The organism is Streptomyces sp. 8L (assembly GCF_020176795.1).
Classification (GTDB): domain Bacteria; phylum Actinomycetota; class Actinomycetes; order Streptomycetales; family Streptomycetaceae; genus Streptomyces.
Genome location: NZ_JAIUKE010000374.1, coordinates 1 through 12,719, shown reverse-complemented (window position 1 = coordinate 12,719; position 12,719 = coordinate 1). Strand labels below are relative to the sequence as shown.

13 protein-coding genes are annotated in these 12,719 nt (G+C 73.2%); 7 read left to right on the top strand and 6 right to left on the bottom strand.

The genetic code is table 11. The features are described from left to right. Positions 1-24 precede the first annotated feature (24 nt). Both cbiE and cobM read left to right on the top strand, forming a co-directional pair. Positions 25-1,302: a precorrin-6y C5,15-methyltransferase (decarboxylating) subunit CbiE gene (cbiE, locus tag LCE31_RS27295; protein WP_225018778.1), complete on the top strand. Its 1,278-nt coding sequence runs from the start codon at positions 25-27 to the stop codon at positions 1,300-1,302. Further along, positions 1,299-2,045 (top strand): precorrin-4 C(11)-methyltransferase, encoded by a 747-nt coding sequence (gene cobM / locus LCE31_RS27290; protein WP_225018777.1) that lies wholly within the window; start codon positions 1,299-1,301, stop codon positions 2,043-2,045. The genes cbiE and cobM overlap by 4 nt, the downstream gene beginning before the upstream one ends. Before the next feature lie 136 nt (positions 2,046-2,181). Here cobM and LCE31_RS27285 read toward each other — a convergent pair whose 3' ends face one another. Continuing rightward, positions 2,182-3,501 carry a UDP-glucose dehydrogenase family protein gene (locus LCE31_RS27285; protein WP_225018775.1) on the bottom strand — a complete coding sequence of 440 codons (1,320 nt, stop codon included), beginning with the start codon at positions 3,499-3,501 and terminating at the stop codon, positions 2,182-2,184. 421 nt (positions 3,502-3,922) lie between these two features. Between LCE31_RS27285 and LCE31_RS27280 the strand changes: the two genes are divergently transcribed. Further along, positions 3,923-5,317: a sporulation protein gene (locus LCE31_RS27280; protein WP_225018773.1), complete on the top strand. Its 1,395-nt coding sequence runs from the start codon at positions 3,923-3,925 to the stop codon at positions 5,315-5,317. A gap of 103 nt (positions 5,318-5,420) precedes the next feature. Here the strand turns inward: LCE31_RS27280 and LCE31_RS27275 are convergent, their stop codons facing one another. Next, on the bottom strand, positions 5,421-5,609 hold the full coding sequence (locus LCE31_RS27275) for a hypothetical protein (RefSeq protein ID WP_225018771.1): 189 nt from the start codon (positions 5,607-5,609) through the stop codon (positions 5,421-5,423). Positions 5,610-5,729: 120 nt separating this feature from the next. Next, positions 5,730-6,431 (bottom strand): TetR/AcrR family transcriptional regulator, encoded by a 702-nt coding sequence (locus tag LCE31_RS27270; RefSeq protein ID WP_225018769.1) that lies wholly within the window; start codon positions 6,429-6,431, stop codon positions 5,730-5,732. Positions 6,432-6,516: 85 nt separating this feature from the next. Between LCE31_RS27270 and LCE31_RS27265 the strand changes: the two genes are divergently transcribed. From LCE31_RS27265 to LCE31_RS27255, 3 genes are all read left to right on the top strand, one after another. Then, complete coding sequence (locus tag LCE31_RS27265; protein ID WP_225018767.1) at positions 6,517-7,416, top strand: aldo/keto reductase; 900 nt, start codon at positions 6,517-6,519, stop codon at positions 7,414-7,416. A gap of 84 nt (positions 7,417-7,500) precedes the next feature. Beyond that, positions 7,501-7,788 (top strand): hypothetical protein, encoded by a 288-nt coding sequence (locus tag LCE31_RS27260; RefSeq protein ID WP_225018765.1) that lies wholly within the window; start codon positions 7,501-7,503, stop codon positions 7,786-7,788. Continuing rightward, positions 7,770-8,183 (top strand): DNA-binding protein, encoded by a 414-nt coding sequence (locus LCE31_RS27255; RefSeq protein WP_225018763.1) that lies wholly within the window; start codon positions 7,770-7,772, stop codon positions 8,181-8,183. Before LCE31_RS27260 ends, LCE31_RS27255 begins: the two co-directional genes overlap by 19 nt. A 50-nt stretch (positions 8,184-8,233) precedes the next feature. On the opposite strand, the gene LCE31_RS27250 is transcribed toward LCE31_RS27255, so the two are convergent. Continuing rightward, the gene (locus tag LCE31_RS27250) at positions 8,234-9,406 is read right to left on the bottom strand and encodes a cobalt-precorrin-5B (C(1))-methyltransferase (protein ID WP_225018761.1); all 1,173 of its coding nucleotides are present in this window, start codon (positions 9,404-9,406) and stop codon (positions 8,234-8,236) included. Between the two features lie 11 nt (positions 9,407-9,417). Between LCE31_RS27250 and LCE31_RS27245 the strand changes: the two genes are divergently transcribed. Further along, a complete protein-coding gene (locus LCE31_RS27245) occupies positions 9,418-10,206 on the top strand; it encodes a cobalt-precorrin-6A reductase (RefSeq protein ID WP_225018758.1) in 789 nt (262 codons plus the stop codon). A 117-nt stretch (positions 10,207-10,323) separates the two neighbouring features. Here LCE31_RS27245 and LCE31_RS27240 read toward each other — a convergent pair whose 3' ends face one another. Together LCE31_RS27240 and LCE31_RS27235 are read right to left on the bottom strand one after the other, a co-directional pair. Continuing rightward, positions 10,324-11,991, bottom strand: coding sequence for a precorrin-2 C(20)-methyltransferase (locus tag LCE31_RS27240; protein WP_225018757.1), 1,668 nt, complete (start codon positions 11,989-11,991; stop codon positions 10,324-10,326). Continuing rightward, positions 11,988-12,635 carry a precorrin-8X methylmutase gene (locus LCE31_RS27235; RefSeq protein ID WP_225018755.1) on the bottom strand — a complete coding sequence of 216 codons (648 nt, stop codon included), beginning with the start codon at positions 12,633-12,635 and terminating at the stop codon, positions 11,988-11,990. The genes LCE31_RS27240 and LCE31_RS27235 overlap by 4 nt, the downstream gene beginning before the upstream one ends. Positions 12,636-12,719: the final 84 nt, after the last annotated feature.

Genomic DNA, 12,719 nt, shown 5'->3' with positions numbered 1-12,719 from the left:
CCCCAGCTCCCCAAGGTGACCCCCATGACGCCCCCCGCCGAGCAGATCACCGTCGTCGGGGTCGGTGCGGACGGCTGGGACGGCCTCGCCGAGCCGTCGCGGCGGGCGCTGCTCGCCGCCGAGATCGTGATCGGCGCGCCACGCCAGCTCGGCCTGCTGCCCGCCGGCGTACGCGCGGAGCGCGTCGCGTGGCCCACGCCGCTGCGGCCCGCCGTACCCGCTCTGCTCGCCGCCCACCAGGACCGGACGGTATGCGTCCTGGCCAGCGGCGACCCCTCGCACTACGGCATCGGGCGGGCCCTCGCCGAGACGGTCGGCGCGGACCGGCTGCGCGTTCTGCCGCACCCGTCGTCGCTCTCGTACGCCTGCGCGCGGCTCGGCTGGCCGCAGGAGGACACCGAGGTGATCTCGGCGGTCGGCAGGCCCGTCGAGCGGGTCGCCGCGGCGCTCCACGACGGGCGGCGGCTGCTGGTCCTCAGCGCGGACGCGGCGACGCCGGTCGCTGTGGCCGCCCTGCTGCGCGAGCGGGGCTATGGCCCGAGCGACGTGCACGTGCTGGAGGTACTGGGTGACGCGGCGCGCGAGCGGCACGTACGCGGTACGGCGGACACGTGGGACGAGCCGCCGGGCGACCCGCTGAACATCGTGGCCGTCGCGTGCCGCCGCGCCCCCCGGACCGCGCGCCTCGGCGCCGTACCGGGGCTGCCGGACACGGCGTACGAGCACGACGGCCAGCTCACGAAGCGGTACGTGCGCGCCGCGACGCTCGCGGCCCTCGCGCCCGCGCCCGGCGAACTGCTCTGGGACATCGGCGGCGGCTCGGGCTCCATCGGCGTCGAGTGGATGCGTACGCACCCCGCGTGCCGCGCGGTGACGGTCGAGCGCGACCCCGTACGGGCGGAACGCGCCGGGCGCAACGCCCGCACGCTCGGCGTACCCGGCCTCACCGTCGTCACCGGCGCGGCGCCCGGGGCACTGGCCGGCCTGCCGGGTCCGCCGGACGCGATCTTCATCGGCGGCGGCCTGACCGCGCCCGGCCTGCTCGAAGCGTGCTGGGAGGCGCTGCCCGAGGGCGGACGGCTCGTCGCGAACACGGTGACGCTGGAGTCGGAGGCGCTGCTCGCACGCTGGTACGGGCGGCACGGCGGTGAGCTCGTACGCCTCGCGGTGGCGTCCGCGGTGCCGGTGGGCGGGTTCACGGGATGGCGGCAGGCGATGCCGGTGACGCAGTGGTCCGTCACCAATGCACGTACCACAGCACGCACCACACCACTCAGCGCAGACTCGGGAGATCCGTCATGACGGTGTACTTCATCGGGGCGGGCCCGGGCGCCGCCGACCTGATCACCCTGCGCGGTGCGCGGCTCCTCGCGCGGTGCGGGGTGTGCCTGTACGCGGGCAGCCTGGTGCCGCGCGACCTGCTCGCCGAGTGCCCCGGCGACGCGCGCCTGATCGACACGGCGCGGCTGGACCTGGACGAGATCACGGCGGAACTCGTGCGCGCCCACCGCGAGGGCCACGACGTGGCGCGGCTGCACTCCGGCGACCCGTCGGTGTTCAGCGCCGTCGCCGAGCAGATGCGGCGGCTCGACGCGGCGGAGATTCCGTACGAAGTGGTGCCGGGCGTGCCGGCGTTCGCGGCGGCGGCAGCGGCGCTCAAGCGGGAGCTCACGGTCCCGACGGTCGGCCAGACCGTCATCCTGACGCGCGTGGCCCAGCAGGCCACCCCCATGCCGCCGCGCGAGGACCTGGCGACCCTCGGCGCGAGCGGCGCGCTCCTCGTCCTGCACCTCGCGGCGCGGTACGCGGACCGCGTCGCCGCCGAACTCCTGCCGCACTACGGGGCCGACTGCCCGGCGGCGGTCGTCGCGATGGCGAGCCGCCCCGACGAACTCGTCCTGCGCGGCACGCTGGGCGACATCGCGCAGCAGGTACGGGCGGCGGACGTGACGAAGACAGCGGTGATCCTGGTGGGCCGAACCCTGGGCGCGACGGGGTTCCGGGACAGCCATCTGTACGCGGTGGACAGGTCCCGTAACGACTGACGGCGCGGGCGCCGCGTCCCACGGTGCCGCTGTCGGAGTTGGCGCTGTCGGAGCACCAGCTGTCGGAGTTGCCTCTGCCGGGGCTGCCGCCGCCGGGGCTGCGGCCGTCGGGGCTGCGGCCGTCAGGGCTGCCGCCTCAGCGCTGCCCGAGCGAGCGGCAGACCCAGCCTGCTTCCCGCCACAGACCGGCGTCGAGGGTGCCACGGGCGTCGATGACCTGCCGGCTGCCCGCGCGGCCCCCCCCCAGGACGGGATCGATGCCGGCGAACGCGGGCCACTCGGTGAGGTGGAGAAGGAGGTCGGCGCCGTCGACCGCCGCGATGGGGTCCTCGGTGTAGTCGAGCTCGGGGTGGAGCTTGCGCGCGTTGTCGACGGCCATCGGGTCGGTGACGGTGACGGTCGCACCGAGCTCGTGCAGGGTCTGGGCGACGGCCAGGGCGGGTGAGTCGCGGATGTCGTCGGTCCCGGGCTTGAAGGCGGCGCCCCAGACAGTGATCCGTTTGCCCCGCAGGTCGGTTCCGAGTTCCTCGCGTGCGATGTCGACGACGCGCCGTCGGCGGCGGGCGTTGACGGCGTCGGTCTCGCGAAGGATTCCCACCGCCTCGGCGGCGTCGATCTCTTCGGCGCGGGCGATGAAGCCACGCACGTCCTTGGGGAGGCAGCCGCCGCCGTAGCCGAGACCGGGCCGCATGCCGTGGTGCCCGATACGGCTGTCGTGCCCGAGGATGTCCGCGAGGTCGCCGACGTTGGCACCCGATTTCTCGCAGACCTCGGCCATGGCGTTGATGAAAGAGATCTTGGCGGCGAGGAAGGAGTTCGCGGCTCCCTTGGCGAGTTCGGCGGTGGCCCAGTCCGTGACGACCGTCGGTGTCCCCGCCTCGATGATCCTGGCGTAGGCCTGCCGGAGGACCGCTTCGCCGCGGGATCGGCGCGTGGACAGGCCCAGGACCAGGCGGCCCGGTCGGAGGGTGTCCTCGACGGCGGAGGACTCGCGGAGGAACTCGGGGTTCCAGGCGACCTCGACCCGGTCTCCGGCCGGAGCCGTCCCGTGGAGGAGGTCGGCCACGCGCGGCGCGGTACCCACGGGAACGGTCGACTTGACCACGACGGTGGCCGGTGTCGTCAGGCCGGGGGCCAGAAGCGCGACGGCGTCGAAGAGGTGGGTGAGGTCGTAGGCGTCGGTGGCGGGCTGCTGCGGGGTGCCGACCGTGATGAAGTGCAGGTCGGCATAGTCGGCGGCCTCTTGGTGAGAAGTGGAGAAGCGGAGCCGGCCCGAGGCGGTGTGCTGGGCGAGCAGGTCGTCCAAGTCCCTTTCGAAGAAGGGAGCCCGGCCGGTACGGAGGGTCCGGACTTTGTCGATGTCGTGGTCGACGCCGAGTACCTCGTGGCCGAGTTCGGCCATGCACGCGGCGTGGGTGGCACCGAGGTAGCCGCATCCGATGACGGTCATCCTCATGAGTGGATTCCTCCTGGACGTGAGTGGATTCTTCCTGGGCGTGGTGTTCGCCGTTGCCTGCCCGGCCCGGAAGGCAGGGCGGTCAGGACGTTCTGGAGTACAGGTGGCGGTGTGGGCCTTCTCGGCGTCCCGGCGGCGTCCTGGAGTCTCATCACAGCGGCCGGACCGCCCACGCGGGAGGGCTCGCAAGGGGGCTCACAACTCGCGGTCCGGACCCAACGGGGCCCACGCGGCCCTACGCTTGGCCGCTCGGACAGCGGGAAGACCGATGGCTTTCCCGCACCCGGTGGGGGACGCGCAGGACGGCAGGTCCAAGGCCGAGAACCGACGCGGACCGGCTCAGCGGTGTTACCTCCTCGGCGACGTCGTCGCCGGCCGTGCTGAGAAGTTGAGGAATCGAGCAGTCGAGAAGGGGACTCGGGTGGCGACGACCAGCCGCCGGACCCGTCCGCCCAACGCGGACCTGGCCCGGCTCGTCGAGGCCTGCGGCGCCAGCCACAAGTCTCTGGCCCTGCGGGTCAACCAGCTGGCGCGGCGGGCCGGTCTGGACACGGACTATTCGCACACCTCCGTCGCGAACTGGTGCCGGCGGGGCATGGTCCCCAAGTGGCCGGTCCCCCTGTTCCTCGCCCAGGCGATCGCAGAACGGCTCGGTCGTTCGGTTCCGCTCGGCGAAATCGGCATGGGCGGTGCGAAGACACCGGACACCGACGTGGGGTTGGATTTCCCGCAGGACCGTACAGACGCGGTCCGAGTGGCAACATCGTTCTGGAGTTACGTGAACCGCCGCGACTTCCTGGCCGGATCGGGCTTCACCGTGTCCGCCTTCACCACTCCCGTGACCCGCTGGCTGGTCGCACCCGCCGACGACGCGTCCGGCGCGGCCGGAGGCCGGAAACAGGTGGGCCGTGCGGACTTGGACGAGCTACGGGACGCGGCCGAGGAGGCCCGGCGCTGGGACTCCAAATACGGCGGCGGGAGCTGGAAGGCCAACTCCGTCACCGCCTGTCTTCAGGAGAGGGCGGCCCCGCTGCTTCGGGGCTCCTTCACCGACGCGGTCGGCCGTGACCTGTTCTCCGTCACCAGCGAGTTGTCCCGGCTCGCCGGATGGACGGCCTTCGACGTCGGGCAGCATGAGGTCGCGCAGCGGCACTTCATCCAGGCGCTCCGCCTGGCCCGTGCGGGCGGAGACGTCGAACTGGGCTGCTACGTGCTGACCACCATCGCGATGCAGTCGCTGCTACGGGGATTCGGCTCCGAAGCCGTCGACATGACCCAGGGCGCCTTCGAACGCGCGAAGGGCCGGGCGGCACCGCGGGTCCTTGCCTTCACCAAACTGATCGAGGCTCGCGCACATGCCAGGGAGAGGGACGCCAGAGCCGCGTCACTGGCCTTGGCGGCATCCGAGAACCACTTGGCCAAGGCGGACGCCGCCGGCGGATCAGATCCCGCGTGGATCGACTTCTACCACCACGCCCGTCTTTCGGCCGACGCCGCGGAGATCTTCCGCGACCTGAAGAATCCCAAAGCCGCGCTCGCCTGGAACCAGCGGGCCGCCGCGATGCCGTCGGGAGTCTTCACGCGGTCGGTCGGCATGCGTCTGGCCATCGTGGGAACCGCACACCTACAGGCCCGGGACCTGGACCACGGCCTTGAGCTGGGCAACCGGTCCGTCGACATCCTCACTCGCGTGCAGTCCTCCCGGGCCAAGGACTACGTCCGGGAGTTCAACACCGCCCTCGCCCCCTGGCAGCGCGAGCCGGCCGTCCGCGAGTTCCTCCAACGCACCCGCACCGAACTCGGCGTCGCGGCTTGAGGGCGTGGCCCTTGCGCCGTATCCCGCGCCCGGGACAGGGCGGTCCCGGTTACCGCTGTGGGAGCTTCGAGTCCGGGACCGGCTTTGCTGCTCGTCCCGCCCTTCATTCGTCCGAGGGCCGGGCGGGGCAGATGGGCCCGCCACAGGTGCAGGGCGGCCAGTCGAGGGCTGAACCCGGCGCGAGCTCCGCGCCCTCGATAAACGTCCCGTCCGTCCGTACGACCAGCAGACCGTCCTCCCCGAAGGCATCGGTGAGACAGGACAGCAGACGGCGGTTCTGACTGCGGCTCATGGGGCGCGGGCCTCTCGTCGTCGTGGAGTGTGCCGCACGCCTCACACTGTGCTGCGAACTGCCCTGGGCCGTACTGCCCTGGGCCGTGTCTGACGAATGGCCTTCGAGGACCGGCTCGTCCTAGTGGGCGAGATGCTGGAGCCAGTCCCGCAGGAGTGCGGTCTCGACGGGGCGGAGCGGGACGGTAGCTGAATCCGCCGCGCTGAGGGTGGCATCGAGAGCGAGGGCGCGAGCGGCGAGAGTGGAGTCTGGGGCTGGGCTCGCGTCGGTGGTCAGGGCGTCGATGAGTGCTTCCCGCATGCGCGGTGAGACCTCCGGGTCGCGTTCGCTCTCGGGGGTGCCGATCAGGGAGAGCGTGACGCCGGTCACCCCCGCCAGCGTGAGGTGGGCGGCGAGGACGGGCGGTACCCGTAGGCGGCCGTCGGAGGCGGCGCGGCCGAGGAACGTCATAAGGAGTTCCTGAGCCTCCCGCGCGGCAGGTGGGCGGCGGCCGGGGCGGTCAGTGCCGTACATCAACAGGTAGAAGGCGGGGTGGTTCAAGCCGAAATCGACATGCATGTCCCATCCGCGTCGCATGTCGTCGACCGGGTCGCCGCTCGACGACAAGGTGTGCTTCTGCGCCAAGTAAAGGTCGAAGGCGTGGATGGCCAGCGCCGAAAGGAGCCCGTCCTTGTCACCGAAGAGCTGGTACAAGGAGGCGGCTCGGATGCCTGCCGCCGCCGCGACGGCGCGGGTGGAGAGCGCCTGGGCGCCCTCCCGCTCCAAGAGCTCGGCTGCCACTTCCAAGATCTGCCGGCGATTGCGGGTCTTCGCGTCATCCACGTTGCAATGCTACGGCATAGGGCGTATCACTGATTCGGTCAGTGATACGCAAATGGGCGTTGCAGTGATACGGCGGGAGAGGCCGATGAATCGTGTGGGATATGGCGCCATGCAGCTCGCGGGCCCCAAGGTTTGGGGATTCCCGGACGACCCGGAGGCGGCGCGGCGGGTGTTGCGCCTGGCTGCCGGGCTGGGCGTGACCTTCTTCGACACCGCGAACGCCTACGGGCCGCGAACGGTGAACCAGCTGATCGGTCAGGCGCTGGGACCGATCCCCGAGGGCGTGATCGTGGGCAACAAGGTCGGCGCGGAGCGCGGCCCGGACAAGTCCTGGGTCGTCGACGGTCGCCCGGAGACGGTCCGGCGGCAGGTGCACGAGGCCCTTACAGACCTGAGGACAGACGCGAGCGAGCTGACCTACCTCCGACTCGTCGGCGACACCCCCGGCGCGCACCAGGACGTACCGCTGGAAGAGTCGCTCGGCGCGCTCGTCGAGCTGCGAGACCAGGGACTGATCCGCCGCATCGGCCTGTCCGGCGCGTCCCCGCAGATGCTGGCCCGTGCCCAGCAGACGACCCCCATCGCTGCGGTGCAGAACCGCTTCAACCTGCTTGACCGCAGCGGTGTCCAGGTTCTCGCCGACTGTGAGACCCAGGGCATCCTCTTCATCCCCTACTTCCCGCTGGCCGCCGGACGGCTCGGCGGCCACCAGGAGCTGACCGGCCCGGCGGAGCGCCTGGGTGCCACACCGGCCCAGATCGCACTGGCCTGGCTGCTGCGCCGTTCGCCCTCCATGGTCGTCATCCCCGGCACGAGCAGTACCGACCACCTGCGGTCCAACATCGCAGCTTCAGAGGTTGCCGAACAGCTGACCGACACCGAGGTCGCGCACCTGACCGGACTCGTCGACGAGTCTCAGGCGGCCCTCGACCGGCCCACGCCCCCCGTGCGTGCGGGGATGGTCCCTCGACGTGCACGCACATGAAACCCTCACGCAGGTGTTCCCCGCCCGTGCGCGGCCCCGTCGCGCGGCTCCGTGGTTTCCTACTCGTTTGATACCGTGGCGCGCATGTCATCCGAGACGACGTACGGCATCGGCGAGGGCCCGGCGACGCGGGTCAGTCTTTCGCTGTCCGAAGGGACCGCCGAGGCGATCCGCGCCCGGGTGGGGAAGCGGGAGTTCTCGGCCTTCATCGCGGAGGCCGTCGAACGCGAGCTGCGCGGGCAGGTGCTGGACGAGTACCTGGCGGATTACGAGAGTCGCAAGGGGCCCGTCTCCGGGCAGGCCCGGCAGCGGGCCAGACAGGTCTTCGACGAGGTGTTCGCCGAGGAGGACGCATGGCCCGCCGCGGGCTGACGCACCAGGGGACGCTGGTCCTCGACAGCGAGGGGTTCTCCAAACTGCTGGGCGATGACGAGGCGGTGGTGGCCTTCATCGCGGAGGCGCGGGCCAGAGGCATGGAGGTGGTGATCTGCGCGCTCACCATCATCGAGGCGGTGCATGCGCGGACGAACAAAGCCCGGCTGAACTGGGCGCTTTCCGGCCTGCGTGCTGTCCCCGTGGGGGACGAGGAGGCGAAGGCCGCCTCTGCGCTGTTGATGGCCGCCGGGCTGCACGGTCACAAGTACGCCATCGACGCTGCCGTCGCCGGAGCCGCTCTGCGTCAGCTGCGGCCCGTGGTCATGCTGACCTCCGACGTCGACGACATGGCCAAGCTGTGTGGTGACCAGGTCCGCCTCGTCGCGGTGTGAGGGGATCGCCCGCCCGGACGCTTCCCCGCGGGCCCGCGAGGCCCAGACCGCTACCCCGCCCGTCCCACCACCGTGCCCGCGCGGTCGATGCAGAGGACGTCGACCGCGACGGGTGAGCCGCGCAGTACTGCCAGGGCCTCGTCCCTCGCGAGGGCGGCCACGGCGTCGCCCAGGGGGATGTGCTCGGCCTCGCACAGGCGCAGGGCCTCCAGGCCGGTGTTGGCGGTTGCCACGTGGTGGGCCAGGGCGGGGGAGGCGCCTGCCGCGCGGGCGAGTTCGCCGAGGAGGTTCTTGTCGACCTGGGAGCGCGCCGAGTGCAGGTCGAGGTGGCCCGCCGCCAGTTTCGACAGCTTGGCGAAGCCGCCGCAGATCGTGAGGCGGTCCACCGGGTGGCGCCGTACGTATTTGAGGACGGCGCCCGCGAAGTCGCCCATGTCGAGGAGCGCGTCCTCGGGCAGGCCGTACACCTCGGTGACGGTCTTCTCCGACGTCGAGCCCGTGCACCCGGCGAGGTGGGTGCGCCCGGCCGCGCGGGCGACGTCGACTCCGCGCCGGATCGAGTCGATCCAGGCCGAGCAGGAGTACGGGACGACGATGCCCGTCGTGCCGAGGATGGAGAGCCCGCCGAGGATGCCGAGCCGCGGGTTCCACGTCGAGCGGGCGATCTCCTCGCCGTCCTCGACGGACACCGTGACCTCGGCGTCGGCCGCAGAGCCCTCGCCGGCGACGCCCCCGCCGGGGACGTCCTTGCCGGATGCGTCCCCGCCGTGCGCGGCGGCCACCTCCGCCAGGTGCTCGGCCATCATCCGCCGCGGTACCGGGTTGATCGCCGCCTCGCCGACCGGCAGCGGCAGGCCCGGCTTGGTCACCGTGCCGACGCCCGCCCCGGCCCGGAACACCACCCCGGAGCCCGGCGCGAGCCGCCGTACCGTCACCCGGATCAGCGCGCCGTGCGTGACGTCCGGGTCGTCGCCCGCGTCCTTGATCACGCCCGCCGTGGCCGACGTGCCGTCGGCGGCCAGGTCCTCCACGGCGAGCGCGAACGCGGGCCGCTGCCCGCGCGGCAGCGTGATGGTGACCGGGTCGGGGAAGTCCCCGGACAGCAGCGCCGTGTACGCGGCGGTCGCCGCCGCCGTCGCGCAGGCCCCTGTGGTCCAGCCGGGCCGCAGTCCGGTGTGTTTGAGTTGGGCGTCCCGGCCGCCGCTCCCGGCGGGCCTAGCCATGGAGGCCTCCGATGCGCCACGTGCTGATCCTCGGCGGTACGACCGAGGGCCGAAGCCTGGCCGAGGCGCTGGTCGCGGGCGCCCCGCCCGGCACGAGCGCGCGTCCCGAGGGCGACGCGGCGTACCCGCTGCGCGTCACCAGTTCGCTCGCCGGCCGTGTCGCCCGCCCCGTGATGCCGCCGGGGGAGGTGCGCGTCGGCGGTTTCGGCGGGGCGGACGGGCTCGCCGACTGGCTCAGGGAGCACCGCGTGGACGCGCTCATCGACGCCACCCATCCTTTCGCCGAGACCATGACCGCCAACGCGGCGCTCGCCGCCGCGGCCTCCCATGTTCCCCTGCTCCGGCTGCGCAGGCCCGGCTGGGTCCCGGTGGCGGGGGACGACTGGCGCCTCGTCGCGTCCCTGGACGAGGCCGCCGCGCTGCTGGCGGACGGCCCCTGGCAGCGGGTGTTCCTCACCACGGGGCGGATGGGCCTCGCGGCGTTCGCGCACCTGGACCGCCTGCGCTTCCTCGTACGCTCCGTGGACCCGCCGGAGCCCCCCTGCCCCCGGCAGCTGGACACGGTCCTCGACCGGGGTCCTTTCACCCTGGAGGGGGAGCGGGAGCTGCTGCGGCAGTACGCGATCGACGTCGTCGTCACGAAGGACAGCGGCGGCTCGGCCACCGTGTCCAAGCTGGCCGCCGCGCGCGAGGCCGGGATTCCGGTGGTCATGGTGCGGCGGCCGCCGACGCCCGAGGGGGTGGAGACGGCCGGCTCGGTCGCGGGCGCGCTGGACTGGCTGCGGCGCCGGTTCGCCTGAGTTCCCACGCGAGCGGGGACCCGGCCCCGCAGGTCGGAGACGGGCCTCGCGGCCGGAGAGGGGCCGCCCCGCGAGCCGGAGACGGGCCCCGCGAGCCGGAGACGGGCCGCGCGGAGCTCACCCCTCCGGGTACCGCCGTGGCGTCCACGCGATCTCGCCGCCGTTCCGGCTCAGCGCGACCGTCTGCGACGACCCCACCAGCAGGATCGTCCGCATGTCGACCTGCGCCGGGTCCAGGTCGCCGAGCCGCACGATCCGTACGCTCTCCCCGGGCCCGCCCACGTCCCGCGCCAGCACCACGGGCGTGTCGGGCGTCCGGTGTTCGAGCAGCAGCTCGCGCGCCTTGCCCACCTGCCAGGTGCGGGACTTCGACCCCGGGTTGTACAGGGCCATCGCCAGGTCCGCCGAGGCCGCCGCGTGCAGCCGCGCCGCGACCACCTCCCACGGCTTGAGCCGGTCGGACAGCGAGATCACCGCGTAGTCGTGGCCGAGCGGGGCGCCCGCGCGGGAGGCCGCCGCGTTCGCCGCCGTCACGCCCGGCACGATCCGTACCGGCACGTCCTTGTACGGGGCCGACGACGCGACCTCCAGCACCGCCGTCGCCATCGCGAAGACGCCGGGGTCGCCCGACGACACGACGGCGACCCGGTGGCCGCGCCGCGCCAGGTCGAGCGCGAAGTCCGCGCGCTCCGACTCCACCTTGTTGTCCGACGGGTGGCGCCGCTGGCCCGGGCGTACGGGCACCCGGTCCAGGTACGTCGTGTAGCCGACGAGGTCCTCGGCCGCCGCCAGTTCGCCGCGCGCCTCCGGCGTCAGCCACATCGGCCCCGCCGGGCCGGTGCCGACGACCACCACCTCGCCGCGCGCCGCGGACGTGCCCTCCCGTACGGGTGCAGCGCCGGCCGCCTCGCCCGGTGCGGGTACGGGTGCCGCGCCGGCCCGGCTCGGCAGCACCGTCACGGCGAAGTACGGCACCGACTCGGGGTCCGTGTCGGCCAGTTGCCCGGTGCGCTCGCCCGCCATCGTGGCGCGTTCCACGTACCGCGCGTCGCCGAGCCGCCCGGCCCGCTCGACCGCGCGCCGCACCGCGGGGAACGTACGCCCCAGCTTCATCACGACCGCCGAGTCCGACGCGGCGAGCCGCGCCGCGAGCTCCTCCTCCGGCAGCGTGCCAGGCAGGATCGTCAGCACCTCCTCGCCCTCGACCAGCGGCGTCCCGAGGCGGGCCGCCGCCGCGCTGACGGAGGTCACACCCGGGATCACCTCCGTCGGGTAGCGGTGCGCGAGGCGCTTGTGCATGTGCATGTACGAGCCGTAGAAGAGGGGATCGCCCTCGGAGAGCACCGCGACGGTGCGCCCCGCGCCGAGGTGCGCGGCGAGCCGCGCCGCCGCCTCCTCGTAGAACGCGTCCATCGCGCCCTGGTAGCCGCCCGGGTGGTCCGTCGTGCCGGTGGTCACCGGGTAGACGAGGGGCTCCTCGATGTGGTCGGCGCGCAGGTGTTCCGCCGCGATCGCGCGCGCGATCGAACGGCCGTGCCGCGCGCTGTGGTACGCGACGACGTCGGCCTCCGCGATCGCACGGACCGCGCGCACCGTCATCAACTCGGGGTCGCCGGGGCCGAGTCCGACCCCGTACAGCCGACCGGTCCCGCCCCCGCTCCCGCCACCGGCGCCGGGGCCCGCGTCCGGGACACTGCCCGTACCCGCGTCCGGGACGCCATCCGTACCCACGCCCGAACCGCCGCCCGCGCCTGCACCCGTACCCGCATCCGTACCCGTGCTCATCGCTCGTCCTCGCTCGCGATCGCGTTCAGTGCCGCCGCGGCGATCGCGCTGCCGCCGCGCCTGCCCCGCACGATCAGGTGTTCAAGGCCCGAGGGGTGGGCGGCCAGCGCCTCCTTGGACTCGGCCGCGCCGATGAAGCCGACCGGTACGCCGATCACCGCGGCCGGGCGCGGCGCGCCCCGCTCCACCATCTCCAGCAGCCGGAACAGCGCGGTGGGAGCGTTGCCGACGGCGACGACCGCGCCGTCCAGGCGGTCCCGCCACAGTTCGAGCGCCGCCGCGCTGCGGGTCGTACCCAGTTCCGCGGCGAGCGCCGGGACGGACGGGTCGCTCAGTGTGCACACCACCTCGTTGCCGGCCGGAAGCCGCCTGCGGGTGACGCCGCTGGCCACCATCTGCGCGTCGCACAGGATCGGCGCGCCCGCGCGCAGCGCCTCGCGGGCCCGGGCGACGACGCCCGCGGTGTGGCCGACGTCGCGCACCAGGTCGACCATGCCGCACGCGTGGATCATGCGGACGACGACCTGCGCGACGTCGCCGGGCAGGCCGCCGAGGTCCGCCTCCGCGCGGATGGTGGCGAAGGAGCGGCGGTAGATCTCCGAGCCGTCCTTCTCGTACGCGGGGCCAGTGGGCGTCGTCGTCATGTCTTCACCGTTGTCGTTGTTCCCGGGTGCGGGGTCCTGCCCCGACCGGGGTCGTTCGGATCGTGGGGCCGGGCGGTCGCGGGC

Coding starts and splice junctions, on each gene's coding strand:
- LCE31_RS27260 (WP_225018765.1), top strand. CDS start 7,501: ATGTCATCCGAGACGACGTACGGCATCGGCGAGGGCCCGGCGACGCGG.
- LCE31_RS27250 (WP_225018761.1), bottom strand. CDS start 9,406: ATGGCTAGGCCCGCCGGGAGCGGCGGCCGGGACGCCCAACTCAAACAC.
- LCE31_RS27285 (WP_225018775.1), bottom strand. CDS start 3,501: ATGAGGATGACCGTCATCGGATGCGGCTACCTCGGTGCCACCCACGCC.
- LCE31_RS27265 (WP_225018767.1), top strand. CDS start 6,517: ATGAATCGTGTGGGATATGGCGCCATGCAGCTCGCGGGCCCCAAGGTT.
- cobM (WP_225018777.1), top strand. CDS start 1,299: ATGACGGTGTACTTCATCGGGGCGGGCCCGGGCGCCGCCGACCTGATC.
- LCE31_RS27240 (WP_225018757.1), bottom strand. CDS start 11,991: ATGAGCACGGGTACGGATGCGGGTACGGGTGCAGGCGCGGGCGGCGGT.
- LCE31_RS27255 (WP_225018763.1), top strand. CDS start 7,770: ATGGCCCGCCGCGGGCTGACGCACCAGGGGACGCTGGTCCTCGACAGC.
- LCE31_RS27245 (WP_225018758.1), top strand. CDS start 9,418: ATGCGCCACGTGCTGATCCTCGGCGGTACGACCGAGGGCCGAAGCCTG.
- cbiE (WP_225018778.1), top strand. CDS start 25: ATGACGCCCCCCGCCGAGCAGATCACCGTCGTCGGGGTCGGTGCGGAC.
- LCE31_RS27235 (WP_225018755.1), bottom strand. CDS start 12,635: ATGACGACGACGCCCACTGGCCCCGCGTACGAGAAGGACGGCTCGGAG.
- LCE31_RS27275 (WP_225018771.1), bottom strand. CDS start 5,609: ATGAGCCGCAGTCAGAACCGCCGTCTGCTGTCCTGTCTCACCGATGCC.